The sequence below is a fragment of the Anaerococcus sp. Marseille-P3625 genome (genome assembly GCF_900232825.1).
Classification (GTDB): Bacteria; Bacillota; Clostridia; order Tissierellales; family Peptoniphilaceae; genus Anaerococcus.
The window spans coordinates 64261-91033 of record NZ_OCTP01000009.1 but is presented as its reverse complement, the minus strand read 5'-3'; the positions used below and the strand labels follow the sequence as shown (position 1 = coordinate 91033).

The 26773-nt window shown below is 31.0% G+C and carries 24 protein-coding genes; 5 read left to right on the top strand and 19 right to left on the bottom strand.

Translation table 11 applies throughout. The annotated features are described in order from the left end of the window. Window positions 1-11: 11 nt before the first annotated feature. The 15 genes from CS884_RS01040 to CS884_RS00970 form a co-directional block, all read right to left on the bottom strand. Window positions 12-1211 (bottom strand): S41 family peptidase, encoded by a 1200-nt coding sequence (locus CS884_RS01040; protein ID WP_099320243.1) that lies wholly within the window; start codon window positions 1209-1211, stop codon window positions 12-14. A 143-nt stretch (window positions 1212-1354) separates the two neighbouring features. Beyond that, complete coding sequence (locus CS884_RS01035; RefSeq protein WP_099320242.1) at window positions 1355-1996, bottom strand: CpXC domain-containing protein; 642 nt, start codon at window positions 1994-1996, stop codon at window positions 1355-1357. An 8-nt stretch (window positions 1997-2004) separates the two neighbouring features. Then, on the bottom strand, window positions 2005-2424 hold the full coding sequence (locus CS884_RS01030; protein WP_257875721.1) for a PPC domain-containing DNA-binding protein: 420 nt from the start codon (window positions 2422-2424) through the stop codon (window positions 2005-2007). Window positions 2425-2466: 42 nt separating this feature from the next. After that, entirely contained in the window at window positions 2467-3006 is a 540-nt protein-coding gene (locus tag CS884_RS01025; protein ID WP_099320240.1) for an ECF transporter S component, read from the bottom strand. Window positions 3007-3135: 129 nt separating this feature from the next. Continuing rightward, entirely contained in the window at window positions 3136-3813 is a 678-nt protein-coding gene (locus CS884_RS01020) for a hypothetical protein (RefSeq protein ID WP_099320239.1), read from the bottom strand. A gap of 14 nt (window positions 3814-3827) precedes the next feature. Beyond that, complete coding sequence (locus CS884_RS01015) at window positions 3828-4862, bottom strand: CAP domain-containing protein (RefSeq protein ID WP_099320238.1); 1035 nt, start codon at window positions 4860-4862, stop codon at window positions 3828-3830. Window positions 4863-4938: 76 nt separating this feature from the next. Next, window positions 4939-6585 carry a hypothetical protein gene (locus tag CS884_RS01010; protein ID WP_099320237.1) on the bottom strand — a complete coding sequence of 549 codons (1647 nt, stop codon included), beginning with the start codon at window positions 6583-6585 and terminating at the stop codon, window positions 4939-4941. Then, a complete protein-coding gene (locus CS884_RS01005) occupies window positions 6578-7300 on the bottom strand; it encodes an ABC transporter ATP-binding protein (protein WP_099320236.1) in 723 nt (240 codons plus the stop codon). The genes CS884_RS01010 and CS884_RS01005 overlap by 8 nt, the downstream gene beginning before the upstream one ends. A 52-nt stretch (window positions 7301-7352) precedes the next feature. Further along, window positions 7353-7850, bottom strand: coding sequence for an aromatic acid exporter family protein (locus CS884_RS01000; RefSeq protein ID WP_099320235.1), 498 nt, complete (start codon window positions 7848-7850; stop codon window positions 7353-7355). Window positions 7851-7968: 118 nt separating this feature from the next. Continuing rightward, on the bottom strand, window positions 7969-9027 hold the full coding sequence (locus CS884_RS00995; RefSeq protein WP_099320234.1) for a ribonucleotide-diphosphate reductase subunit beta: 1059 nt from the start codon (window positions 9025-9027) through the stop codon (window positions 7969-7971). A gap of 10 nt (window positions 9028-9037) precedes the next feature. Beyond that, complete coding sequence (locus CS884_RS00990) at window positions 9038-9364, bottom strand: phage holin family protein (RefSeq protein ID WP_099320233.1); 327 nt, start codon at window positions 9362-9364, stop codon at window positions 9038-9040. Between the two features lie 126 nt (window positions 9365-9490). Next, entirely contained in the window at window positions 9491-12019 is a 2529-nt protein-coding gene (locus CS884_RS00985; protein WP_099320232.1) for a ribonucleoside-diphosphate reductase subunit alpha, read from the bottom strand. Between the two features lie 160 nt (window positions 12020-12179). Then, entirely contained in the window at window positions 12180-12674 is a 495-nt protein-coding gene (locus CS884_RS00980) for an RDD family protein (RefSeq protein WP_257875720.1), read from the bottom strand. Next, window positions 12667-13656, bottom strand: a complete 990-nt coding sequence (gene sppA, locus CS884_RS00975) for a signal peptide peptidase SppA (RefSeq protein WP_099320231.1) — start codon at window positions 13654-13656, stop codon at window positions 12667-12669. Before sppA ends, CS884_RS00980 begins: the two co-directional genes overlap by 8 nt. Before the next feature lie 251 nt (window positions 13657-13907). Then, window positions 13908-15926, bottom strand: a complete 2019-nt coding sequence (locus tag CS884_RS00970; RefSeq protein WP_099320230.1) for a peptidoglycan amidohydrolase family protein — start codon at window positions 15924-15926, stop codon at window positions 13908-13910. Window positions 15927-16148: 222 nt separating this feature from the next. Between CS884_RS00970 and CS884_RS00965 the strand changes: the two genes are divergently transcribed. Beyond that, window positions 16149-17096, top strand: coding sequence for a hypothetical protein (locus CS884_RS00965; RefSeq protein WP_099320229.1), 948 nt, complete (start codon window positions 16149-16151; stop codon window positions 17094-17096). An 86-nt stretch (window positions 17097-17182) separates the two neighbouring features. Here CS884_RS00965 and CS884_RS00960 read toward each other — a convergent pair whose 3' ends face one another. The 3 genes from CS884_RS00960 to CS884_RS00950 all read right to left on the bottom strand — a co-directional run bounded on the left by CS884_RS00960 (window position 17183) and on the right by CS884_RS00950 (window position 23275). After that, entirely contained in the window at window positions 17183-18547 is a 1365-nt protein-coding gene (locus CS884_RS00960) for an MATE family efflux transporter (protein WP_099320228.1), read from the bottom strand. Between the two features lie 148 nt (window positions 18548-18695). Next, the gene (gene thrS / locus CS884_RS00955; protein WP_099320227.1) at window positions 18696-20618 is read right to left on the bottom strand and encodes a threonine--tRNA ligase; all 1923 of its coding nucleotides are present in this window, start codon (window positions 20616-20618) and stop codon (window positions 18696-18698) included. A 332-nt stretch (window positions 20619-20950) separates the two neighbouring features. Next, window positions 20951-23275 carry a hypothetical protein gene (locus tag CS884_RS00950; protein ID WP_099320226.1) on the bottom strand — a complete coding sequence of 775 codons (2325 nt, stop codon included), beginning with the start codon at window positions 23273-23275 and terminating at the stop codon, window positions 20951-20953. Between the two features lie 213 nt (window positions 23276-23488). Here CS884_RS00950 and CS884_RS00945 point away from each other — a divergent pair, with 213 nt between their 5' ends. From CS884_RS00945 to CS884_RS00930, 4 genes are all read left to right on the top strand, one after another. Next, window positions 23489-23965: a PTS sugar transporter subunit IIB gene (locus tag CS884_RS00945; protein WP_099320225.1), complete on the top strand. Its 477-nt coding sequence runs from the start codon at window positions 23489-23491 to the stop codon at window positions 23963-23965. A gap of 105 nt (window positions 23966-24070) precedes the next feature. Next, window positions 24071-24472 carry a helix-turn-helix domain-containing protein gene (locus CS884_RS00940; protein WP_099320224.1) on the top strand — a complete coding sequence of 134 codons (402 nt, stop codon included), beginning with the start codon at window positions 24071-24073 and terminating at the stop codon, window positions 24470-24472. Further along, the gene (locus CS884_RS00935; protein WP_099320223.1) at window positions 24473-25021 is read left to right on the top strand and encodes an ImmA/IrrE family metallo-endopeptidase; all 549 of its coding nucleotides are present in this window, start codon (window positions 24473-24475) and stop codon (window positions 25019-25021) included. It abuts the gene before it with no gap. Further along, window positions 25021-25563 (top strand): class I SAM-dependent methyltransferase, encoded by a 543-nt coding sequence (locus CS884_RS00930; protein WP_099320222.1) that lies wholly within the window; start codon window positions 25021-25023, stop codon window positions 25561-25563. The genes CS884_RS00935 and CS884_RS00930 overlap by 1 nt, the downstream gene beginning before the upstream one ends. A 39-nt stretch (window positions 25564-25602) precedes the next feature. Here the strand turns inward: CS884_RS00930 and CS884_RS00925 are convergent, their stop codons facing one another. Continuing rightward, entirely contained in the window at window positions 25603-26715 is a 1113-nt protein-coding gene (locus CS884_RS00925; protein ID WP_099320221.1) for a transglutaminase domain-containing protein, read from the bottom strand. Window positions 26716-26773 lie beyond the last annotated feature (58 nt).

The following is a 26773-nucleotide window of genomic DNA, read 5'->3' as shown; positions in this document are numbered from 1 at the left end:
GCTAAGATCCTTTACTTCAATTCATCTAATAGTTCTGTCAATGCGTAAATAAATTGTTTGTCGTTTTTCAAATCTTTTTTGCTTATATCAAAATCTTCATCAGCTTCCACTTCAATATCTGGTGTAACTCCTATTTTGTGAATCTTATTACCACTTGGTGTGAAATATTCACTTATGGTGATTTTTGCTCCAGTTCCATTTTCTAGATCAAAGATTTTTTGTACAATGCCCTTACCAAAAGATTGGGTGCCGACAATTTTTGCACGTTTTCTATCTTTTAATGCTCCAGCTAAAATTTCACTTGCTGATGCTGAGTTTTCGTTTTGTATAAGAACCATTGGGATATCATCGTAATCTGCATCGCTTTTTTCTACTATTTCATTGTCGTTTTTATCTTTAGTAGTAACAATAGTTCCTTCATCTAAGAAATTATCAGCAATATCTAATACTACATCTAAGGATCCACCTGGATTATCTCTAACATCTAAAACAAGGCCATCTATATTTTCGCCTTTTAATCTATTATAGGCAAGAGAAAAATCATCCCAAGTTACATCATCAAAGGCTAAAATATGGATGTAGCCAATTTTTTTGCCGTCAACTTCCATAATATCATCTTCTATAGTGTCGACAGTAACATCAGCTCTATCGACATCTATGTCAAATTCTTTGGAATTTGTGCCATCTTCATTTTCTCTAAGAATTGTAAGTTTTACCTTTGTTCCTGGCTCACCTTTTATTTCAGCAACAGCATCGTCCATTTCTTCAGAAGAGAAAATTTTCCCATTTACTTTGGTAATATAATCTCCTGGTAACATTCCTGCTGTTTTTGCTGGTGAATTGTCAAAAACTTGTACAACTTTTATATAGCCTTCCTTGCTTGCTTGAACGGTAACACCAATTCCTTGATAGCGACCATCAAGAGTTTCCATAAGTTTCTTATATTCATCAGCTGTATAATAAGAAGTATAAGGATCTCCTAAATTTGCAAACATTCCTTTCAAAGATCCCTCATATAGTTGATCCTCTGTAAAATCAAACAAGAAATTTTGCTTTAATAAAGCCTCTAGTCCTTTCATATCTTTGATATGTTGGCTATCACGACTGCTTGTACTATTATTTGTATTCATGCTAGAACCTAAAGTATAGCCAGTAAATCCAACACCAGCTACTATAAGTAGGGCAAGAATAATTTTTCCTAATTTTTTCATAATACCTCCGATAAGCTATTATTAATATCATACCATAATTAGCTTAGTAATAATATTATTATACATTTTCCACAAATCTTTTTAAACAAAAAAATCGCAATTGAAAAAAGTTTCATTTAACTTTTCTCAAATGCGATATTAAATTATCTGTGTTTTTTCAAAAATTCGTAAGCCCAAGTTTTATCGACTTTTTCTACTTTGTTTGCATCAAACATTCCCTTGTATTGTTGAAGAATTTTATCATAAACTTCTCTTACAAAAGCTAGGGTATATTCTTCTCCACTTGCCGTTTTTATCAAAAATCTGTCACTATCAACTAGTCTAAAAGAGCTTACATCGTCATGGTTAAATTCCAATTCTTCGCTTTCTAGCAGAATATATTTTAATAATTCAATAGCCTTATCGGACAAATAATTTTCAAAGATAATAATCTTTTCACGAACTTCTTCAATATCCGTACACATACGAGTAAGGAATTTTTCCTGCTCTTCTTTTCTTGATTTATCCAATAATTCTAGGCTTGTTAAAAAAACAAGTCTAAATTTTAAATCCGTAAATTTAGGATCATTTACTAGCATAAACTTGATATCTTCATCAGTGTAGACGAATTTATAATTTAGAATAAATTCATGGCCACACTCAGGACAAATTATTTTTCCAAATTCATTTTTAAGAATCAATTGCCTATCTAAGGTTGATGAAAATATTGCAGTATTTAGACTTTCTTCAAAAGTATTTCCACAAGATGGGCAAGTTATTCCAAAAGTTTTTTCTCTTGTTTGCATATTATCTCCTAAAATTCCATTATATTTATGGAAGCTTCATCATCGTGTTTTTTGATAATCTCACCATCGATGACATCGATAAATATTTCTGCTGTTAGTGAACAAGTGGCTTCGCTTAGATGTCCACCGATAATTTCTAGGTTTTCTCTTGCACAAGTGATATGAGCATGCACGAGAGGCTTATCTTCAAAAATCGTGATATTTCCCATTAGTGAAGTTATCTCAAAATCTTCATTGTAAGTTTTCCAATCATAGTCACTTGCACCTTTGTGAAATAGTCCAATTTTTAATTCGTTACAAGCTCCAATTCCTTGAAAATGACAAGCTCTTATATTTTCCTTTTTTGCTACAGTTTCTAATGATTCAATTATCTTATCGCAAGCTTTAAGTCTTAAAACAATTTTGTTGTCAAATTTTTTGTAATCCATAAACACTCCTTTGTAGATAATCTTACCCATTTTTAGAATTGCTTATTCAAAATCAAATCTTTTTAGCAAAGGAAGAGCCAAAACTGATGAAACTATTATAGAGATAATTGCATTGGTCAAAGAAACTCCACCCTTAATAGCCATCTCGCTTAAAGTTGCCTCCATAGTAAGATTTAATATAAATAAATTTCTAATAAAATTTTTTGAAAGATACAAAATTGTGTAGGTTAATTGCCCACAAATAGCAGCTTTGATAATGTGTTTATTTTCTATTACTTTGTTTTTTTCAAAAACTTTACCAGCTACAAAACCCATCAAAAATTTAAAAATAAAGGTAGTTGGAGCTGACACAAAATATATTGGATCAAAAAGATCGTATAAGGCAGAACCTAAGCCGCCAGCAAGTCCTCCGTAAACTGGTCCTAATAAAATACCTGCCAAAACGCAAAATACATTTCCTAAGTGAAACATGGTATTGCCAAATGGTGTTGGTATTTGAACTTGAAAAAATCTGGTAAATATGTAAACCAAAGCTGTAAATAAAGCTATAAAAGTTAATTTTCTGGTTGTTAAATTTTTCATTTTCCCCTCCTCATGAGTATAAGTATAACACAAATGGCCTTATCTTTTAAATTTTTTTATGCTTTATTTTTAATAACTTAAATTTATATAAAAAAAAGGCTTCTAAAACTAGAAGTCTTGAGTTATTATTTAGTTCTCTGCTAGCAGTTTTTCTGCCATTTTTATAGTTTCTTTAGAATCTTTTATCAAAAATTCTAACTTATCCACTACCTTAGCTATAGTCTTAGGGAAATTTTCCATTAAATATTCTGCAGCATCAATTTGCTTGTTTGCATTTGCTATAGCTTCCATTAGTTGTAGTCTAGTTTCTTTGGAAATTCCTTCGGCAATTTCTAAATTATCGTCAGTTTTTTCACTTATTAAAGGACTAATTGGAACTACTATATTGGTGTTTTCTTCAACTGTGGTTTCTTGAACTATCGTTGTAGGGGAATCTTTGCTTTGAGAGCCATTATTTGGTCCTATATAATTTTCACCAACTTCTCCATTTTTATTCTTATCGAGCATAAAAGGATAAAGCCAATCTACGCCTTCTCTAATAGGAAGTTTATATTTGCCCGTGGCAAGAACTTCTTCAATTGTAAGAGGGACCTTATTATCAGTATTCATCCTATCAAGTTCTTCTCTTTGCTCACTTGTTAATGAGAGATAAGCGTCTCTAGTTTTTTTTGATCTATAAAATGCAGAATTTGAATAATTTGTAGCTGCATAAGAAATTTTTCTAGCAGATTCAATTTGCGTATTAATAAGTGTAAAGCCTAGTGATAGGGCAATTACTAGTAATCCATATTTTAATTTATTTTTCATATTTATCTTCTCTCTTAATTGTTATTTAGTAAAGTTTCTGCACTAGCAATTGTATCATTAGCAATTTTTATCAAATTAACCAACTTATCATATACTTTTGCTATTGTTTTAGGTAAATTTTTCATCAAATAATTTGCAGCATCTATCTGCTTTTTAGAATCCTTGACAGCTTTTTCTAGTTTTTCTCTAGTTTCTTTTGAAAGCTTATTATCTGTCGGCTGTTCTTTTATAGGATTAGTTGCTTTTGCTTGGCCTAATTTCTCTAATAAAATCGTAGAAGAATTTGATCTAGAAAATCCATAATCACCAACCAAGCCTGTGCTTGTTTCGCTCTTATTAGCATTAGTTGCAAACTCTCCAACAGCATAATTAAATCTGCTTCCAGTATTATTTACATCAGCGTACCCTACAAAGAAATATCCTGGATCTAAGATTGCATGAAGATGACCATTCTCAGCTGTGCCAACTCCCTTGGAAGCTAACAAATAATCATATTCTGATTTATTTCCATTAACTGTTCTAAACGACCATTGATCAAAGGCCAAAGAAGGTTGCATGGTTGAAGAATTCATTGCAAGTATTTCTGCATTAGCTTCTACTCCATTAGATCTTGCACTATCCCAATCACTTCCATCTGCTCTAGTGTGACTTAAACCTGTTATAGTTTGTTCAATAGCTCTTTGAATGGCGATTTTTTCCAATTCAATTGACCAATATATGCTATTTACATAATCTTCTTTGCTTCTATTTTTATACATTTTAGCTATATCTCTTATTCTATAGCCTTTGCTATTGTTAGCCTCATAAGTATAATAGATATTTTCATCCCAAGCTCTTGATCTGATTTTTTTGATCTCATTTAATGCAGCTTCTTTGCTTGCTTGACTTTGATTTAATCTTAAAGATCTTTGTGGCAACTTCATATTGCCTATATTAACTCCCAAATCTAGGCCTTCACTCGCAAAGCTTGTAGTCGCTCCTACAAAGACAGATACCATAATCGCAAAAGATATGGCAAGTGACATTATGAACCTTTTCTTATTTTTCATAATTATATCCTCCAATAATTATTATCTAATAATATTATAGCAAATAAGAAGAAAAAGTTCATTACTCATTAAAATTTTATAAATCGTAAAAACCATTTTTATAGGAATTTAAAGCAAGTTTATAAAATAATAAGCAGCTTACTATGAGAAGAGAAATTATTAAAATTGGTCCAAGGATTTCTCCCATTGAAGAAATATTCATAAGCAAGATATAAAGACCAATCAAAAGCCCAACATAAATTAGAGATAGGATGTAATAGATAAAATTTCTAAGTCCTCCCTTGCTCAATTCTTCTGGCTTTGTCCAATTTATAATAATTTTTTTGCTTCCAGTGTAAAGACCTACTATAGCAGCAAGCAAACTTGCAACGGAGAAGCCCAAAAATAGTAAAATTCCATTAGCTATTCCAAGTCCTACAAATACTGTTATTAATATGGACATTACTAAGTTAAATGGCAAGCAAAGGATAAAGCTTGAGCAAAGTCTTGCCAAAAAATGTTTTTTGGGATCTATTGGTAGGCTTTGGAAAAGGTAGAAACTTTTGTGTTCACGTGAAAGTGATGAATTTGCAAAACCGCCATTCATCCACATCAAAATTCCAAAAATTATACCAGCAAAGAAACTCCAAAATCTTCCTGTCAAAGAGTAAAGGTCATTCTTACTTATTTCTGAACCAAGACTTTTTCCAACACTTAATCCCATAACCACAAATATTATAACCATCATTACAGCCTGAGAGAAAAACACTATATTTGATGTAAGATTTTTGATATCTCTTTTTGCTATGGCATAAACTTGAGATTTTGGGACGAAACTTGTACTTTTGTTGGTATTTTCTTTTTTCTTTACTTTAGTTTCCTCGTCTTTTTCACCAAGGCTCTTGTAGTAAAATTTACCAGAAAGTTTGTACATAATAAAAGTTATTGCAATAGTAATTGCCCGCAAAATAAGACTATAAGTAATTTTTTGACCAAGAGTTCCGCTTAGACTTAGGCCGTAGAATTTAGCATTGAAAAATGCATTAGAAAAATTTGCTAGGGCAGATGTAGCTGTAGTAAAAATCTGTGATTCTTTTCCGCTATTTCCCTTAAAATTAAAGGCGAAGTAATAATAAGCTCCAATTATTGCAAAAAGTATTATATAGCCTATATTTTTTAGGGTCTTTCTGTGATTGCCAACTGATGTAAATCTCATAATTATAAGTATAAGTCCAGTAAGCAAACTATATGGTATTAAAATTATGGTAAAAAAGTTTAATATACCAAAAAATAATACACTAATGTCGAATCCTTTTATGGAAAAATAAATATAAATTCCTATTATGAAAAATAGCAAATAGTCCACAAAAGATAGAACGCTTCCCAATAATTTGCCCATAAAAAGTTCGGATTCTTTTATCGGCAAGGTCTTATAAATATTTATTTTTGTATCAGAGAAAAAATCCGATAAGATTCTTGGAATGTAAAAGACTATTATTGAAATAGTAAGCAAAGTTCCAAAGAAGGCAAAATACATGGTTTCGCCATTAGGCAAAGGCAAATATAAAGTCCCAATAGCTCTCATAAATGAATAAACCACATATGACAATAATCCATAAAGTCCTATAAAATACAAAATTCTTAGAACATAACTATTTGGCATATTCATTGCTTTTTTGTTGGGATAATATGGGAAAAATTGCTCCTTAAATGTGTATTTTGTGATAGTTTTTAGATTATTCATCTGTTAGCTCCAAAAATACTGCTTCAAGATTTTCCTTGTGGTTGGTAGAATTTCTAATTTCATCAAAAGTTCCATCTGCTATGATCTTTCCCTTGTTGATAATTGCAATTCTATCGCAAAGTTCTTGGGCAACGCTCATAACGTGGGTTGAGAAAAATACAGATTTTCCACTTTTTGCTCTGGCTCTTAAAATTTCCTTTAGATTATAGGCAGATTTTGCATCAAGACCAACCATAGGCTCATCTAAGATAATTACTTCTGGATCGTTAATCAAAGCTCCAATTAGAGCAAGTCTTTGAGCCATACCATGAGAATAAGTTTCTATTTGCTCATTCATAGCATCTTTTATGTCAAAAAAACCCAAATAATAATCCAGTCTTTCTTTTCTGGTATTTTCATCCAAACCGTAAATATCAGCCAAAAAATTTATATATTCATTGCCTGTATAGCTTTCAAATAATTCTGGATTATCAGGTACAAAAGAAAATTGCTTTTTATATTTTATAGGCTCGTCAGCTAATTTAATATTATTTATCAAAATTTCTCCGCTTGTAGCTTTGTTAATGCCGACAATTGCTTTTATGGTTGTAGATTTACCGGCACCATTTGGTCCTAAAAATCCGAAAATTTCGCCATCTCTAACCTCAAAGCTTATGTCATCTACGGCTTTTTTGCCATTGCCATAAACTTTTGAAAAGTTTTTTACTTCGATCATTTTTCCTCCTATTATTTATTATTAACATATAATTGTTTTTATTATTTTCACCTTAAAAATTATACTTGTTGATTTTTTTAAAATCCAACCTGTTGATAAGTATAGCGCTTAGAACTCCAATCATGGTATCTAACATTCTGCTAAAGGCAAAGATAAAGGGTAAAGTTGTTTCTTTGCCATGATTTATAGTTATGGATAAAAAAACAATAGCCATAATCGTTATTGCTTTTGGCTTATTTAACATAGACATTAACCAAATATTAAAAGCTGCCAAAAAGCTTATAAGTATTAGCTCAAGAGAATATGGTAGGGCATTTTTGGGAATTATAAGTAGGTATATTAAGCCACAAATTCCGCCAAGGATTGTTCCAAAAATCCTATTTATTCCAATCTGCTTAGTTTCCTCTACTCCTTCTTTTAGGCAAATAATTGCAGCTATGGCACTATAAAAAGGCAAACTTTCCCCAGCTCTTAAATACGAAATAAGGCAAGCAAGGCTTACCGCAATAAAAGTTTTTATAATCCTTAAACCAGGTTTCTTAACTTTCAAATTTCTACTCCTTTTAGTAAAATATACATCTAACTTATTATACAAGATAAAATCTCCCATAAAAGTAAAAAGCTATCTGGATAGGAATTCTTATCCAAATAGCCTTGGTTTTTATATTTTATAAATCATCTTCTATTATTGAAGATTTGGAGTAAGCTGAAACTTTTGCTTCAAAAAAGTCGGTCTTTACAGCGTTTGGATCTGAGTATTCATCAACCCATTTCATAGATGATGGAATTTCTTCATATCCTTGGTATAAGGCTTCAAATCCTAGGCCTTTGGCACGAAGATTTCCTAGATATTTAATATAATCTTCAATCATATTGCCATTTAAGCCAACTATATTATCGCCTATGGCGTATTTGCCCCAAGCAATTTCTTGCTCAACTCCTTCTTTTAGCATTTCTCTATAGTATTTGATATGATCTTCTGTAAAAAGATCGGCCCTTTCTTTTCTAAGGTCGTTTATTAGAGATCTAAATAGCCACAAGTGAGTGTTTTCATCACGATTTATATATCTAATTTCTTGAACTGTTCCAGGCATCTTGCTATTTCTTCCCAAATTATAGAAGAAAGAAAATCCTGAATAAAAATAAATTCCTTCAAGTATATAATTTGCAATCAAGGCCTTCATAAAGTTAAATTCATCGTCTTTTTCCAAAAAATCATTGTATTGATTTCCTATATATTCATTTCTATGAAGTAAATGTTCGTCATCTTTCCACATATACAAAATTTTAGTCCTCTCTTCTGGAGAGCAAATTGTATCTAGGATGTATGAATAGGATTGGGAGTGGATTGATTCCTGGTAGGTTTGAATTGATAGGCAAAGATTGATCTCATTTGCTGTTATATAAGTTTGTAGATTTGGCAAATTTGCTGTTTGTATAGAATCTAAGTAGGTTAAAAATGAAATTATTCTATCAAAGGCGAATTTTTCATCTTTGTCTAGATTTCTATAATCTTTGATATCTTGATTTAGGTTGATTTCTTCTGGGATCCAAAAGTTGTTCATGGCTTGTCTGTACCAATCGCTTGTCCAAGTGTATTTTAAATTGTTAAAATCGTTAAGATTTGTGGTATTTCCTTGGATGATTTTTCTTTTTGAAAGATCTATATCTCCATCTTCGTTAAAAATTCCACGTTTGCTGACTTCTTTTTTTTTGCTATCTTCCATAATTTCCCCCTTACAAAATATATTGTATTATAGATGTTAATATTGATAAAATAATTCCTGCGATAACCGTACTTGATAGGTGGCTGTCGATATTTGCCCCCTCTACATATTTGAAGGCAAGATAAAGGACAAAGGCATTTATTACCAAATTAAATAAACCCAAAGTCAAAAATGTTATTGGAAAGGATATAAAAGTTAAAATAGGTTTAACTATTTTTTGTAAAAGCGTTAAAATAGCTGCTGTTAATATAAGCGCACTTGGCTTATCAAAAGAAACATGTGAAATAAATTGACTCATAAGCCAAAGGGCTATGGCATTTGTTATAAATAATATCATAAAAACTCCTAAATTAAATTTCTTATATTCATTATATTGGATTTAAAAATTAGGGCAACGATTTGAGAAAATAAAATTTTATAAAAAAATCCCACAAGTTTTTAGGGCTTGTGAGATATTTGATTTTTAGCTAGCGCAAGAATCGCATTCTTCTACTTCAAGGCTTTTTCCTCTAACATAGTAGATAGATTTTACTCCGGATTCATAGGCTTTGATGTAGATATTTAATATCTGGCGCATGGTGTATTCTGTTGTAATATAAATATTTATCGATTGGGCTTGGTCTATGTGTCTTTGTCTAATTCCTGCCATTTCCATGGATATATTTTGATCTATATCGTGGGCATTTTCGTATAACCAGAAGGTCTTGGTTGTTAGTCCTGGCGCAACTCTTGGAACTATTACTCCCTTTTTTTCTTCTAGGAAATATCTGCTCATTATTGGATCTACTCCAGCTGATGTGCCAGAAATTATTGATGTTGACCCTGTTGGAGCTATGGCCATCAAATATCCATTTCTTAGGCCATGTTTAGCGACTTCTTTTCTTAGTTCTTCCCATCTAGGAGAATTATAATCTCTTAGGTTGAAATATTCTCCGCTTTGCCAATCGCTTCCCTCAAAAACTTTGTAAGCACCTTTTTCTTTAGCAATTTCTAGGGATTCTTTGATGGCATAATAATTTATATCTTCATAAACTTTGTCTACAAATTTTCCATGTTTTTCCCTATCTGAGAATTTGATGTTATTTTTTACTAGCATGTGGTGGTAGCCACTTGTACCAAGACCTATGGCCCTATATTTTTTGTTGGTTACTTCCGCATAAGGGGTTGGATAATAATTTAGGTCAATAACATTATCCAAAGCACGAACTATGGTTCTTACAGTTTCTTCTAGTTCATCTTGGTCATTTACATCAAATCTGCCGAGAGTTAGGCTTGCAAGATTACATTCAACAAAATCTCCTGGTCTGGTTTTATTTACAATTATTGTATCTCCATTTTCGTCTACTATTTCTATAGAAACAGTTTCTGACGGACTCATATTTTGGGCAATTTCTGTACAAAGATTTGATGAATATATCATTCCCTGATGCTTATTTGGATTATATTTATTTACTATATCTCTATTAAAGACAAAAGGCGTTCCAGTTTCGCTCCAAGATTTGATTAAGAGTCTAACCATTTCTTTAACTGAAATAGTTCTTTTGGAAATTTCCTTATCTTCAACTAATTTTTTGTAAAATTCTTCCCATTTTTCTCCATAGGTATCTTCTAAGCAGATGCCGTATTTTTTTGAAACTTCGTGTGGATCAAACATATACCATGTTGCATTTATGTCATCTCTACAAAGTTTCCAAAAATAATCTGGCACGCAAACTCCAGGGAAAATATCGTGGGCTTTCATCCTATCATCGCCATTGTTAGTTCTTAGTGCCAAAAATTCTGGCATATCCTTATGCCAAATATCCAAATAGCAAGCAACTGCTCCTTGGCGAACTCCTAATTGGTCAACAGCAACTGCAGTGTCATTTGCAAGTTTTATCCAGCGAATGACTCCACCTGCAACTCCTTCAAAGCCACGAATATCAGAACCATTGGCACGAACTTTGCCAAAATATAATCCCATTCCGCCACCATGTTTGGAAACTTCTGCAAAATTTGTAATTGACCTATAAATTCCCTTTAAAGTATCCGGAATTGTGTCGATAAAGCATGATGAAAGTTGGTTAAAAGGCTTTCTAGCATTGGTCATTGTTGGTGTTGCCATAGTTGCCTTTAGAGTTGAAAGGATATCGTAAAGTCTTTTGGCAAAAGCTACCCTATTTTTTTCTGGAATTGCCAAGTGCATAGCAATGCCCATAAACATTTCTTGGACAGATTCAATTATATCTCCTTGAAAGGTTTTTATTAGATATCTTTTTTTGACAAGGTCAAGGCCAGAAAAGGTGAAAATCTTATCTCTTTCAATTTTAATATATTTTTCAAGTTCATCTATGTCTTCGCTTGAATAATTTTCTCTAATGTATGGTCCATAAAGTCCATTTTCTGTCAAAAAATGAATTTTGCTTTTAAAATCTACTATGTCGTATCTTTCTTCGTTTTTTTGTATTTCCAAACTTATTTCATACATCAAAAATCTTGCTGCAATTATTTCCCAATCAGGAGCTTCTTTGGAGGTTAATTCGCTTGCTGCACGAGTTAAGGCTTTCAAAAGTCCAGCTTCTGTCATATTTTCCTTTAGGAATGATTCAAATTTGAAATACAAAGATTCTATCGGATATCTTTGAGAGTCAAATTCATCTTGAATGCTTGCAATTATCTCAATTATTTCTTTGTTAGGGATATATTTTTCAAAATCTGTAATTACCTTACGATCCATGTTGTGTTTGGCTCTGTAAAGGATGTAGGATTTTACTTCTCTATAATAATTTTCATCGATTAGAGTTAATTCAACCAAATCTTGCACTTCTTCTACTGTTACGGTGTGGTCTTTGGGATATTTTTCCTTTATGGTTGATACGATTTTATCTGACATTTGCTTTAACTTTTCATCTGTTATGAGACTATCAACAGAGGCGAAAGATTTTTTTATAGCTATCTCAATTTTTTCTTTTTCAAATGGCACAAAAGTCCCATCTCTTTTAATAATTTCCATCATTTCTCCTAAATTTTTCAAAAGAAATAAACACTAGATATAGTGTTTATTTTTCATCTATTGATTAAATTATACCATATATAGTAGGAATATGGAAATTAAATAAATAATATACAAAGGCTATTTTTAGCTGTTTTAAAATTATTATCAAAATTTTTTTCTATTGATTAATAACTATTGCCAATTTTTCTTCTCTTTGATCTATAAAAGTTTTTACGTCGTTTTTTATTACAACCGTATCTGCCAAAATATCCATCAATGACTGGTGCATCGGCGCAAAAGCAACGATTATATATAAAAACATAAACTTATTTTGTACAAATCTACCAAAAACTTCTCTTGTAAGAACTTGAGAAAAAGTTAATTTCTCCCCATATAAATTTATTACTCTTATATTTGTAATCATCTTTCCTAGGGTTTGACCCTTGTTAAAATAAGTCATTAGTGAAAAATAGCAGAGACTTACTAAATAATAAATTAGAATATAAAGACTTATGGAATAGAAAATATCAAAATCATCTCCTATAAAACTTTTTATGATATTTACAAGTCCACTGATTATTATCATGTCAATTCCAAAGGCTAAAAGTCTTAGGAAAAATCCTGCATAGGCAAAATTTGGAAGATTTTTATTTGTAATAATTTTTTCACTCACAATATCCTCCATATAAATACATTGGCTTGATTCCATCTTTTTCCATCATGTCTTTTATGATTTGTAGGTCAGATTTTGCTGGATCTTTCTTTAACATAAATCCTGGAAATAATTTTGAAAAATTATTTAAGTAGTCAACTTCTTGGATAACCATTGGATCGTTTAGTTTATAGGAAGTGTCCATATCTTTTATGGCATCATCTAAATCTCCGATTTTATCAACCAAACCATTTTTTACCGCTTGACTGCCATCATAAACCCTACCATCGGCAAGTTTTCTAACGTCTTTTTCGCTTAGATCTCTTCCTTTTGCAACAACTTTTACAAAACGTCCAAAGGCAGAATCAACTAAGCCTTGGAAATATTCTTTTTCTTCTGTGTCCATATCAGAACCATAAGAACCAGCATCTTTCATCTTGCCAGTTGTTATATTTTGCTCTTTTATTCCGTATTTATTAAATAATCCTTCCAAAGAATAGGATTGGATTATTACTCCAATTGAACCTGTCCACGTTTCATTTGAGGCAAAAATTTTATCGCATGGAGCAGAAATATAATAACCACCACTTGCGGCAAGCTCTCTCATTACTGCATAAACTGGTTTTTTAAGTTTTTGTAATTTTTTAATTTCTTTGTAAATTCTCTCGCTTGCATAGACAGAACCACCTGGTGAGTTGATATTTAAAATAACTCCTGCGACTGTATCATCATCTGCCGCATTTTTTAGTGATTTTACAATTTGATCATTTGAAGGATCGCTCGCTATTACTCCATCAACATTAATAACTTTTATTTTGCTAAACTGATTGCTTCCAGAAATGACTTCTTCTTGGTAGCTATCGGCAAATTTATCGAAAGCTTCTTTGGTAAAATTCAAATTTTCCTTATTGGATCCTCTATTGATATCTGAATAAATTGATAATATGATTACCAATATAAAAATCCCAAAAGCAAGCCATCTTTTCTTATTATTTTCTTTCATACATCCTCCTTTAAAAGATATTTATAGTATAACATAAGTTAAGAAAAACATAAATTGATTGGATAAGACTAGCAAAAAAAGTATAATATAAGTGCATGACAGTTATCGTTAACACTAGAAATAATTGTAATGTATAGGCCTTTGGCCTATTTACATATATATTTTTGCTATTATTTTTAACTTTTATCGCAAATATAAAATAAGACTAAATAAAAAACCACCTAGGATTTTTCCTAAGTGGTTTTACTATTTTAATTTTTGTTTAAATAAACATTTTTTGAATTAGCGTTAACTAAACGGAAATATTTTACAGGCAAGCCTGCAGCATCTCCCATGCAACCTTTTCTAGGTGTTATTGAAACGCCGTTTTTACTATAAGACATATGAATTATTGTATCTTTTGTTGGATTTAGTATAAATCCTGTGTGTCCTCCAGCTCCTAGAGATTCTCCTGGAGTTCCAGCTACAAAGATGTCCCCATATCTAAGTTCAGATTCTTTAACTTCATACATTATCTTACCTTGAGCGCCCATTTTAAATAGACTTTCGGTATTGCCTATCCAAGCTTTTTCTGATAAGAATCCTCCATAGATCAAAGACCTATATACAGCTGATGAACAGTCTGCTTTAGTGTCAGATGTGCGGTCAGGACCCATATCATAAGTCATCTTCTTTAATCTGGCATTAAACATCCATTCCATAACCTTATCTAATGATCTTTCGCCATAGAAATTATTTTCTAAGTTTATTTTTGGTCCTTCTGCCACAGCAACACCATTTGCATCAACTTTGTATGTTTGACCATTTTTTTTGATTGTTTGATTGCTGGTTAGACCATTTGCTGTAAAGTAATAATTTTTGCCATCAATTTTCCAAATACCAACTTTTACAAAGCCAGCGTCGTTTGTATGGTACTTTTTGCCATTATAAGTTACCCAAGAATTCTTAGGAATGCTAACTATACCTTTCTTGTCAACGTTGAAAAATTTGCCAGCAGAAATTACTGATGTATCTTGGTACATTACACCATTATCATCAAATACATATGTATTATTATTTATTGTTTGAACACCCTTAAGGATTGTTCCATCGCTACCTGTTCTGTAGGTTTTGCCATTCATTGCAAACCAAGTATCTTTTTTATTGGTCACAACGCCATGATCATTAACTGTGTAATATCTTTTATCAGTAAGAATTTTTTTATTTGTTACTAGAGCTCCGTCAGAGTTAAAATAATAGTATTTCCCTCTAATTTGTGTAATGCCTTTAGCTAAATTGCCATTATTGTCATTATAATAAACATTGGCACCTATAGCTTCCCATTTATTTTTTGGTGCAGTCATAACACCATTACTTGCTATATCGTAGTGAGCGCTGTTTGTTACTATAATCTTATTTCTTTGAAGAATTCCTTCAGCATCGAAATAATATTTCTTGTTTTTGATTTCCTTTACACCTTTGGCTAAATTGCCAGTTTCATCGGAATAATAAACATTTTTGCCAATACTTGACCAATATGATTTTGGATTAGTGGCATTACCATTTTTATCTATATTGTAAAATTTGTTATTAACTATAACTTGTGCATTTTTAACTAATTTATTGTTTTCGTAATATTTTGTTGTATTGTTTTCTTCTACTATAACGCCTGTGCCTTTTGGGGCATAATAAGTTTTTTCTTCTATTTGGCTTTCTTTTGTTGCTGTAGCTTTTTCGCTATTTGCCAAATTTTCATTTGAAGATTTTAAAATATCATCAAGATTGCTGTCATCATAGTAAATAAGATCAGCATTCTCTTTTTTATTTTCTCTTTTATTTTCTTCTTCGTCGTTTATAGATTTTGATAGCTCTTCAACATTTTCATTAGTTTCTACAGAACTATCTTCTGTATTTTCTTTAGAAAGATTATTTTCTTGTTCTTTATAATATTCTTCAATTATTTTTTTATTAATAGAATCTGAATCAAATTTCTCATAGTCATCAGCTAATGATGAATCATAAGCCTTGTCTGCTTTATTATCATCTAAAGTTGAATTATCAGAATTTAAATTAACTTCACTAGCTTTTAAATCAGATTTTGTCTTTATCTCTAATTCATCTGTATTATTTGAGATACTATTTTCTGTGTTATTCTCTTGGATATTACTTACCGCGTTTGATTCAACATTTAGATCGTATCCTTCATCCGCATATGAATTATCAACTAAGGTTACAGCTTGAGATACAAATAATGTTGAGGCAAGCAATAGGGTTTTATTAATTTTCTTCATTTACTACCTCATTTTTTATTACAATAATATTACAAGATAAAATTATTTATTAGTTCAAGAACTATTATAAACCAATTTAAAAAGAATTGCAACAAAAAGGTTACAATTTTTGTAATTTTTTCGTGTTTTTTGCTGCTATTCTTGCAAAAACATTACAATTTCGCCAAAAACTATTAATTTTACAAAAAAAATGATAAAATAAAATAAATACAAGGAGGAGTTATGAATAAGAAAAAAATTATAACAAGCCTAGCTTTAATATTAATACTAAGCTCTTGTAGCAATAAAGCAAAGACTGCTAAAAATCCTGTTAGCGAAGAAACTATAGCAGCAGCTTTAGACGACGGACAAACAGAAGATAAGTCTTCTGATACAGATATTAAAAAAAATGATGCCCTTAATAAAGAAATGAAGGAAAAAGAAGTTGATTATGATAGATGGAGAAAAATGATAGTTGAAATAGGTGATTTTTCTGAAACCTTAGCTGATAATTTATCTGACGATCAACTAGCTGATCTTATCACAAAAGCCAAAAAAGCTTCCAAAACAACTGGATATTGGGATGTAAAAGACTTTGTATTCCAACAATTATCAAAAATGTACCCTGAATTATCCTACAAATTCCCATTAGACTCCGTAGAAAAAAAATATTACCAAAAAGCAAGCCAAGAAGGGGAGCTAACAAATAAATACGAACATGAAAGAAGACTAATGGCTGATTGGGGCTATGATGCAGGCAAAGTTTGGACTTTCCAAGATAAATTCATAGAAGATGCCCTAAACATAGCCTATTTGGAAGATGACCAATTATTCTACGAAGACTATGTAAAAAGAGCCGCTCAAATCCTCTTCCAGGAAGATAAGGAAGAAGGCAATGAAGAAACGACCGAAGAAAATGAAAATACAACTAAGAAAACAAAAAAACAAGCTATAAGAAGATTTGGCTCAAGTCAAGTAGACTACGACGCCCTAAAATCAGCTTTAGTTTCCTATTATGAATTTGCCCCATCAACAGTAAATCAAATGACCAACGATGATATAGACCTTGCCTACACCAAAGCCATGGACAGACTAGAAGAAACTGGTATCGGTGACATAGGCTTAATATTTGAAGAACTAGGAAAAATGTTCCCAGGCGCATCAACCATGTATCCAGGAGATAAAGAATAAAATTAATATAAATACAAAACAACCCAAGAGTCTATCACTTTTGGGTTGTTGTTTTTTTGATATCATTTACATTTTATAGGATTTTTTCAATCCAAAATTTCTATTTTATTATTTATTTCTCTTTTTAATAGAAAGTAGCATAAAATTGAGTTTAGGGTTTCTGCTATGAAAAATGCCCACCAGGATAGTTCTAGATTGCCTGATAATGTGAAGAAATAAAATATTGGTAGGAGGATAAAAAATTGCCTTAAAAATGATTGGAGTATGGCTATTTGCCAATTGCCCAAAGATTGAAATACTCCTCCTGCTGCTATTACTGATGGAATTGCTGCAAAATATGATAGTGAAACTATGCGCATCATTGGAATTCCTATTTCAACCATTTTATCAGTTGCATTGAAAAATCCCAAAAGTTCTCTTGGGAATATCCACATTATTATTATGGATACTAATACTAGCCCAAAGGAGCTTATCATGGAAAGTTTTATGGCTTCTTTGATTCTTTCTTTTTTCCTTGCTCCATAATTGTAGGAAACAATTGTTGTTAGTGCATTTGTGATTCCTATTACTGGCAAAAAGGCAAAGGATTGGAATTTAAACATTACTCCATAGGCTGCTATGGCTGATTGGCCAAATGTTTTTAGGATTATATTTAGGATAAAGACTATTATTGATCCCATGGTACTCATTACAATTGATGGCAAGCCTATCCAAAAAATTTGTTTCATTATGTCTGAATGGAATTTGAATTTGTCTGAGTTAAAGTTTATTTCCTTATTTTTTGTCTTGTTAAAATAAAGTCCTATCAAAGCTCCACCTACTTGACCAAGTACAGTTGCTATTGCTGCTCCCTTTACTTCAAGTCTTGGAAATCCAAATAATCCAAAGATAAAAATCGGATCTAGGATTAGATTTATGACAGCTCCTGAGATTTGCGTAATCATGGTGAAGTTGGTTAGTGATGTTGCTTGTAAGAGTTTTTCTGCTAAGATTTGGAAAAATAATCCTACACTAAATATGGTTACAATAGATAAATAATCCTTGGTGTAGGCTGTTACAATGGCTTTTTGCCCTTGAGCGTTTGCATAAGTATCGGTAAAAAATATGCCAAAAAGTGCAAAACCTATATATGTTAATAGGCAAAGTAAAATTCCGTGAAGGGCAACCGATCTTACTTTTTCAAAAGATTTTTCTCCCAAAAATCTACTTAAAAGCGCTGATGAACCAACTCCAATTCCTACTCCAAAGGCTATTATGATACTTTGGACTGGAAATGCCAAGGATACGGCTGTCAAGGCTTCTTCTGAGATTCTTGCTACAAATATTGAATCTACGATATTATATATGGATTGGACAAGCATTGATATTACCATTGGTATGGACATTTCAAATAATAGTTTACCAACTGGCATGGTCCCCATTTTATTTTCTTTTATATTAACTTCTGCCATAGATACTCCTTTTGTAGTTAATCTTATTTACAAAGGATAATGATATCCAAATTAGGAGATTTTGTCAAGAAAAAAGACCAGCTATAGAGCTTTTTTCTCGAAAATTTCTTTTTTCTAAAAATTCATATAACTAGTCTTTTATTTTTCCTTAGAATATAGATTTTACTGATTTGCTATCTTTTTCTTCTTTGATTTTTTCTAGGAATTCTTCTAGTGAAACATCTTTTGTTTCTTCTCCATCTCTATTTCTTACTGTAAGTAGTTTTGAGCTTTCTTCTTTTTCTCCAACTACTAGCATATAGTTTGCACGCATTAGTTGTGCTTGACGGATTTTGTAGCCTACTCCCTCGCTTCTCTCATCTACCTTTACTCTAAAGTTATTTTCTTTAATTTTCTTTGCCAAATTTTCTGCAGTTTCTAGGAACTTATCACTTACTGGAATTATTACTACTTGTTCTGGATTTAGCCATAGTGGGAATCTTCCAGCAAAATGTTCTGTCAAAACTCCTATAAATCTTTCGATTGATCCAAGTAAAGCTCTGTGAAGCATTACTGGTCTTTTCTTTTCGCCATCTTCGTCAATGTATGTTAGGTCAAAGTTTTGTGGTAATTGGAAGTCTAATTGGATTGTTCCACATTGCCATTCTCTTTTGGCAGCATCTAGTAGGTGGAAATCTATTTTTGGTCCATAGAAAGCTCCATCACCAGGATTTAGTTCGTAATCAATTCCACGTTCTTCAAGGGCAGCTTTAAGTTGTTCTTCAGCAAAATCCCAATCCTTTAGCTCGCCCATATAATCGTCAGGTCTTGTTGATAATTCCAAAGTATATTTAAAGCCAAATGTAGAATACAAAAGATCAGCAAGGTCGATCATTTTATAAACTTCATCTTTGATTTGGCTTGGCAAGCAATAAACGTGAGCATCATCTTGGGTAAAAGTTCTTACTCTGAAAAGTCCATGTAAGGTTCCAGAAAGTTCGTGTCTGTGAACTTGGCCATATTCTGCAAGTCTTATTGGAAGATCTCTATAAGAATGTTGGTTGTAGGCATAAGTTAAAACTGAACCTGGGCAATTCATTGGTTTTATTGCATAATCTTCGCCATCAATTTTTGTAAAGTACATATTTTCTTTGTAGTGATCCCAGTGACCTGATCTATGCCACAAAGCTTCATTTAATATTAGTGGAGTTTTGATTTCTCCATAGCCATTTGCTTCTAGAACGCTTGTCCACCAACCCAAAAGTTCGTTTCTTAAAATCATTCCATTTGGATGGAAAAATGGGAATCCTGGGCCTTCTTCGTGGAAGGAGAATAAGTCCATCTCACGACCAATTTTTCTATGATCTCTACGTTCAATTTCTTTTTGTAATTCTTTCCATTCTTCTAATTCTTTAGCTTTTTCAAAAGAAATTCCATAAATTCTTTGTAGCATTTGACGGTCAGAATCGCCTCTCCAATAAGCTCCAGCTATTGTTTTAAGTTTTACTGCCTTGATTTTTTTTGTAGATTCAAGATGTGGTCCTCGGCAAAGATCTGTAAATACATCTCCCATTTTGTATAGGGTTATCATTTCATCTTCTGGCAAATCTTCTATAAGCTCAATTTTATAATCTTGTCCATTTTCTTTAAAATATTTTAAAGCCTCAGCTCTTGATATCTCAACTCTTTCAAGCTTTATATCTTTTTTTGCAATCTCAAGCATTTTTGCTTCTATTTTTTCAAAATCTTCTGGAACAAACCTATGTTCAGTTTCCATATCATAGTAGAATCCATCGTCAATTGCTGGTCCTATGGCAAATTTTGTATCATTCCACAATTCTTTGATAGCTGATGCCATTAAATGGCTTGTTGTATGCCAGAAAATTTTCTTTCCTTCAATATCGTCAAATTTTACAACTCTAAAATCGCTATCTTCATTGATAGGCTCTAAATATCCCTTGGTTTCTCCATTGACAACAGCTCCAAGTGCTGATCTATAAAGACCTTCGGAAATATCTTTTGTAACTTCTCCTACACTTATTCCTTCTTCATATTCTCTTATTGATTCGTCAGGTAATTTTATTTTTATCATATGCTCTCCTTTTTTTTACAAATAAAAAACCGCCCTCTATCGTTTCCGATATAAGGACGGGATTATCCGTGGTTCCACCTAATTTTTTACTCATTTACGTCTTAACGCGACAAACTCGTTTTAATTTCTTAAAAAACTCCGGGGTGGTTTTGGGTAAAAGTTTCATCAAGAATTCTCAGCTAACATCTTTTCTCTGTAAATTTTCCTAATACTTACTGCCCCATCACAGTTATAATATATTTTTAATTTACCACATCGAATAATTTTTGCAAATATTATTTGCTTACTATTTATATGAATAAAATTTTACTAGCATTAACAGAATTTATTAATTATTTAGAAAGAACTTCCTCATATTCCTTAATTGCTTCTTGTGCTTGTTTTTGTAAATCACTTGATACTTTTAATAGTTTTTCTAACTTGCCTTTAACATTTTTTACAGTCTTTGGTGTATTTTCTAATAAGAATTTACAAGCTTCAACTTTTATTTGGTTTAATCTTAATGAATTTTTGATAGAATTTAGATTATTGGCAAGACTTTGCCTTTGGTAATTACCTTCTTTGATGAATTTATAGCCTTTTTTTACAAAAATTTTATCTGTAGAATTTTTAGCATTTGACAATTGACTTTCTTTATAATTTAGGTAGTTTTGAGCTTTTTCCACTTCTTTTTTGGCATTATCTAATTCTTTTTGAGCTTCTAATTTTTTATGATTTTCGTCATCTAGCTTTTTCTTTAATTCTTTTTCTCTGTTTTTAGCTTTTTCATAATCTTTATTCAAAATTTCTTTTTCTTTTTGTATCTTCTCTAACTTTTCTTTGGCTGTTTTTATTTTTTGGTCGATATTTTTATCTTCTGATGATTTTTCTAGTTTTTTTATTGTTTCTTCTAAATCTTTAATCTTTTTATCTGTTTCGTTTTTTTTGCTTTCTGCCTTTTTCAAATTCTCTTTAGCTTCTTCTAATTCTTTTTCTGCTTTTTTTGATGTTTCAATTTGTTTTTCTACTTCTTTTTGTTTTTCTAAAAGTTTTGCCTTAGCAACATCAATTTGTTCTTGTACTTTTTTATTTTCTTGGTCAATTTGCTCTAAAATTTTACTTAATTCTTCAATTTTGTTTCTATTTTTTTCAAGAGTTTCTATCATGGACTTTGAGCCTTCTATTGCTTTGGCATAGGCGCCAAGTCTTTCTTCTTCTCCTAAAACTAGTTTTAGTGTTTCTTCTTTATTTACCAAGTCAGTTGATAATTCTTTTAAAGTTTTTATAGCTTCGTTGAATTTTTCTTCATTTTCTTTAATTTCTTTGTTGATTTCTTCTTCTGAGTCAATAAAATTCTTGTCATATAGTTTTGCTTTGCTATTTTTTAGTCCTTGGCTTGCTATTGTCAAATCATCCCAAGCTTTGGCAAATTTTTCCTTAGCTTTCATATAATTATTTTCAGCTGCACTTTTTTGCATTTTTACAGCATCTGCTTTTGCTTTAGCTTCGCTTATTTTCTCATCAATATTTGAAGATTTTATCTCGCCTTTTTTGATATTATCTATTAGATTGTTTTTTGCTTGTTTTTCACTTTGTTCTATTATAGAATTAATTAACTTATCGAATCCATTGCTGTAATCTTTAACTTTCCCAAAATCAGTTTCAGCTTTTTCGTATAGATTTTTATACTTTTCATTTACTTGGTCTTTTATTTCATCTATATTTGCAATTTTTTGTTTTATTTGTTCAATTTGATTTTCTTTTTCTTTGTATTCTTCTGTGTCTTTTTGAAGATTCGCTAATTCCTTTTCTGCTTGTTCTTTTTCTTTATTAAGTTCTCCTAAGTTTTTATTGTTTGCTTCAAACTCTTTTATATTACCATAAAGATCCTTTATTTGATCCTTGCTTTGGTCGAGATTATTTCTTGAATTACTAAGAATTTCTTGAGATTCTTTTATCTTCAGGCGAACGTCTGTTAAATCTTCTTTGCTAGCTTCTAGATAATTTTTATCTAAATCTTTAGCTTTTTCTAAATCTTTGCTAGTTTTGTCTTTTTTATCTTTGTTTTCTTTGATTTTGGGATCATTATTTATTTTTTCTAAAAGATCTTTTTCTTTTTGCTCAATTTCTTTGGCTTCGCTTAGAGCTTTTTTTGCTTTGTTAAATTTTTCTTCTTGAGCATTTTTATCATTTTGTGCATTTTCTAATTCCTTATCCACTTTTTCTTTATCTTTTTTGGCTATTTCTAGGTCTTTAATAGCTTGATCTAGTTTTTTTGAACTTTCTTCTTGATTTTCTTTTTCTTTTATAAATTTATCTAAATTAGCTTTAGCTTCTATTTCATTTTTGCTTAATTCTTCTAGTTTTTTTCTAGCAATTTCGCTTTGGCTTTTTGCTTTTTCATATTCTTCAGCTAACTTTTTGTATTGTTTATCAATGAGATTTTTCTCAGCTTCTTTATTTTTTAAATCATTTTTAGCTTTTATTAGATATATTTTTGCTTTATCTAATTCTTTTTCCAATGTTTCTATGGTTGAATTTTTTACTTTGATGCTTTGTTTTTCTTCTATCGGACTTTCGAGTTTTGTATCAGCTTTTGAGTTTAGGCTTGGCATAATCATATTAAATCCCATTGCCATTAATAGTACGCTTGCTAATTTTTTGTTTTTATTTTTCATATATATTTCTCCTTTATAAGTATATGATTTATATTTTTCTTATTGCCTAAGAAAATTTGTAGAGTAAGCAATATAATAAATCATATTTTTTATATTATAAGAATTTTTCTATTAAATTTGCTTAAAGATGAATTTTTTTATCTAAAATATGGCAGTAAGATAAATATCTGGTAAAGTCATTTCAAAATAACTATATATAAGAAAGGATATATTATGGCAAAGACAGTTTTACTAAGAATTGATGATAGACTAATGCATGGTCAAATAGGAAAAAGTTGGCTTAAAGAAGTTGGAGCTGACATTATCGTTGTAGTTAACGACAGAACTTTTATGGATGAAAATTCCCAAAAGCTTATGGAAATTGTAACACCACTTAATACTAAAATTTATTTTTTAACAGTTGAAAAAGCAATTAAGGAATTAGGTGATTTAGAAGATGATACTGAGGCTTTAGTTCTTGTAGAAAATCCAAAAGATGCCCTTTCCCTAATAGAAAATGGACTTGATATTGATATGGTAAATGTTGGTAATATGAGTAGAAAATACTACAAGAAAAAAGTAAATGAAACAGTATACGTAGACGATGACGATATCGCTTGCTTTAAAGAATTAAAAGATTTAGGGAAAACCCTAGATATTAGAGCTCTTTCTACTGATGATTCCGACAACGACGATAAAATTTTTAATTAATTTTATTAATAGTTTTGTTTTTCGCTCTATTTTCTTGTTAGGATTTGACTTTTAATGTATAATATAGACAATAGAAGACTATAATATTAATTACAAGGAGATATGATGGCATTTGCAGAAAAACTTAGAGATTTAAGAGAAGCTAAAAATATGACCCAAGAAGAGCTTGCAAAATATTGCAATGTTTCTTTAAAGACAATTTCAAGATATGAATCAGGTCAAAGCAAACCTAGGTATAGAAAAACTTACGATGCTTTGGCAGAAGCTTTGGATACAAGTCACGATTATTTGGTAACAGATGAGGATGATTTTATTTTAAGAGCCTATGAACGTTATGGAGCAAAGGGCGCAAGAGATGCCAAAGAGCTTGTAAATGGTGTAATTGGACTAATGGCAGGTGGAGAATTGCCAGAAAAAGATAAAAAAGCAATCCTTGATGCTATAAGCGAGGCTTATTATATAGCCAAAAATGAAAATAAAAAATACGGATCAAAAAAGAGGAAATAGATGTCAGTTTTATACGATCAAATTTTCCTCGATACAAAAAAGATCATAAAAAAATACAAGACCAGAGACCCTAGGGAAATTTTAGAAGCAAAAGGTGTGTTTCTTATCCCCTTTAAAAGTCCAACAAAAGTTTTGGGCATGTATAAAATTATCAAGAAAAACCGTTTTGTATTTTATAACCCTCATTTATCTGATCCACTTCTTAATATGGTTCTAGCCCACGAACTTGGTCATGATATTTACCACAAAGACGAACTTTCTTATCAAATGGCAGAATATGAACTCTTTGACATAAGAACAGATATGGAAATTGAGGCCAATATTTTTGCTGCCCACCTGTTAATAAACGAAGAAACTTTACTAGAAGATTTAAAATTAGGTTATACCTACAATCAATTGGCAAGTTTATACGAGGTAAATGCAAATCTTATGATTTTTAAATTAAACGAAATGCATAGGATGGGTATGCCAATAAGACAAAATGAAGCTGACCCAAAGTTTTTTGCACAAATTGACGGCAACATCGAGGAAGATTATTACAATTACTAATGATAGAAAAAATTACAGAACTTGCCAAAGAAATTTTAAAAAATGAAAAAAAGATAAATGTAGCGGTGGATATGACTGCTGGCAACGGTTATGATAGCAAATTTATCCTTGATGAGCTAAAAGCTACTAAACTTTATGCCTTTGATATCCAAGCTAAAGCTAAGGAAAATACACAAAAACTTATAGGAAATAGAGAAAATTTTACCTTTATTTTAGATAGTCACGAAAATATCGATAAATATGTTAAAGAAAAAATTGATTTAGCTATTTATAATCTAGGTTATTTGCCAAAAGCCGACAAAAATATTACCACCAAGAAAACTTCCACCATAAATAGTCTAAAAAAACTTTTAGACCTATTAAACAAGGACGGGAAAATTTTTATAAGTGTTTATCCAGGCCATAAAGAAGGAAAATTAGAAGCAGATGCCCTTGACGCCTACCTTGGAAATTTGGATCAAAAACTTTTTACAGTCCTAAAACTTTCTTATCCAAATCAAAAAAATACCCCACCATATCTTAATATTATAAGCAAAAAATAGTGGCAATCTTTCGCCACTATTTTTTAATTGTAGAAAATTCTATTTTACAACCATATAAGTATCGCCAATTTTCTTGATCGTTGAATTTTTTAGACCTGTATCTATTGTTGTAAGTCCCAAAGGTCTATTTTTATCTTCATCTATGATTCTACTGTATCTCATTTGTTCATCGCTTTTTAGAAAATAATCATAAATCACAAAATCATCGAGATTCGTCACATAACCATCGTCAAATTTTAAAGTTGGATCATCCCAAGTTGTATCGACATTCATCCAATTTCCGTTAATTTTTACCATGTTCCAAATATGTGACTCTGAATTTTTTTTAGATATTCCAGTTGCATATCTTACTTCAAGACCTGAAAGAGATGCTAATTTGTCAAACAAGGTTGCATAGGCATTGCAAACACCACCATTGCCAAAGATAATGCTTGATGGATTGTAAATAGAATATCCACCACTTCTCTTTTTGCTATCTCCTAGGTTATATTGATTTTGCATTACAATAAAATCGTGGATTTTTAAAGCTTTATCAAAGTCGGAATCAGAGGAACTGATATTATTTTGTACCCAATTATTGGCAAATTCTTCAACTTTTTTCTCAATCTCTTGATTTTCTCTGTAAGTAACTATAAATCTTGCAGAGTCCATATAGATTTTACTTCCATTTGACATTTCTGAATTATATTTGCTAGAAACATTGGCTTTTTCGTAAATGCTATAGAAAAAATACGGATTTTCCTTGCAAGTTTCTAAGAAATATTGGGAAATTTGGTCGTTATCTGCATAGGAATTGATATTTACTGTAAAATCTGTCTTTCTTAATCTTAAATTTTCTCTTATTTGATTTTTTACCCTTATTGCTAGAGTATCTTCGCTGCCGTATTTTCTTTTGAAAGCGTAAACTTCATTTAAGGTTTCTTGAGATTTTTTTAGAAGAACTTTAAGCTTTTCTTTTATGCTTCCCCTGACTGTATTAGGGTAATTTTCAAGCAAATACCTTGCCGCAGCAACTTTTGCTTCAAGTTTGCTCGGATCTAAATTATCTGCTAATTCTTTATTTGAAATGGCATAAGCCATATTTTTTTCGCCTAAATTTGCTGGCATTATTAAAGCCAGAGCAAAAATTATTGCAAGAATTTTTCTTTTCACTTATAACCTCTTTAAATTTGTATTTACTTAAACTATACGATTTTTAAGATTTTTATAA

Bases quoted from the DNA above. Each gene is read 5' to 3' on its own strand.
- CS884_RS01040 (WP_099320243.1), bottom strand. From the start codon at position 1,211: ATGAAAAAATTAGGAAAAATTATTCTTGCCCTACTTATAGTAGCTGGT.
- CS884_RS01035 (WP_099320242.1), bottom strand. From the start codon at position 1,996: ATGCAAACAAGAGAAAAAACTTTTGGAATAACTTGCCCATCTTGTGGA.
- CS884_RS01030 (WP_257875721.1), bottom strand. From the start codon at position 2,424: ATGGATTACAAAAAATTTGACAACAAAATTGTTTTAAGACTTAAAGCT.
- CS884_RS01025 (WP_099320240.1), bottom strand. From the start codon at position 3,006: ATGAAAAATTTAACAACCAGAAAATTAACTTTTATAGCTTTATTTACA.
- CS884_RS01020 (WP_099320239.1), bottom strand. From the start codon at position 3,813: ATGAAAAATAAATTAAAATATGGATTACTAGTAATTGCCCTATCACTA.
- CS884_RS01015 (WP_099320238.1), bottom strand. From the start codon at position 4,862: ATGAAAAATAAGAAAAGGTTCATAATGTCACTTGCCATATCTTTTGCG.
- CS884_RS01010 (WP_099320237.1), bottom strand. From the start codon at position 6,585: ATGAATAATCTAAAAACTATCACAAAATACACATTTAAGGAGCAATTT.
- CS884_RS01005 (WP_099320236.1), bottom strand. From the start codon at position 7,300: ATGATCGAAGTAAAAAACTTTTCAAAAGTTTATGGCAATGGCAAAAAA.
- CS884_RS00995 (WP_099320234.1), bottom strand. From the start codon at position 9,027: ATGGAAGATAGCAAAAAAAAAGAAGTCAGCAAACGTGGAATTTTTAAC.
- CS884_RS00990 (WP_099320233.1), bottom strand. From the start codon at position 9,364: ATGATATTATTTATAACAAATGCCATAGCCCTTTGGCTTATGAGTCAA.
- CS884_RS00985 (WP_099320232.1), bottom strand. From the start codon at position 12,019: ATGGAAATTATTAAAAGAGATGGGACTTTTGTGCCATTTGAAAAAGAA.
- sppA (WP_099320231.1), bottom strand. From the start codon at position 13,656: ATGAAAGAAAATAATAAGAAAAGATGGCTTGCTTTTGGGATTTTTATA.
- CS884_RS00970 (WP_099320230.1), bottom strand. From the start codon at position 15,926: ATGAAGAAAATTAATAAAACCCTATTGCTTGCCTCAACATTATTTGTA.
- CS884_RS00965 (WP_099320229.1), top strand. From the start codon at position 16,149: ATGAATAAGAAAAAAATTATAACAAGCCTAGCTTTAATATTAATACTA.
- CS884_RS00960 (WP_099320228.1), bottom strand. From the start codon at position 18,547: ATGGCAGAAGTTAATATAAAAGAAAATAAAATGGGGACCATGCCAGTT.
- thrS (WP_099320227.1), bottom strand. From the start codon at position 20,618: ATGATAAAAATAAAATTACCTGACGAATCAATAAGAGAATATGAAGAA.
- CS884_RS00950 (WP_099320226.1), bottom strand. From the start codon at position 23,275: ATGAAAAATAAAAACAAAAAATTAGCAAGCGTACTATTAATGGCAATG.
- CS884_RS00945 (WP_099320225.1), top strand. From the start codon at position 23,489: ATGGCAAAGACAGTTTTACTAAGAATTGATGATAGACTAATGCATGGT.
- CS884_RS00940 (WP_099320224.1), top strand. From the start codon at position 24,071: ATGGCATTTGCAGAAAAACTTAGAGATTTAAGAGAAGCTAAAAATATG.
- CS884_RS00935 (WP_099320223.1), top strand. From the start codon at position 24,473: ATGTCAGTTTTATACGATCAAATTTTCCTCGATACAAAAAAGATCATA.
- CS884_RS00930 (WP_099320222.1), top strand. From the start codon at position 25,021: ATGATAGAAAAAATTACAGAACTTGCCAAAGAAATTTTAAAAAATGAA.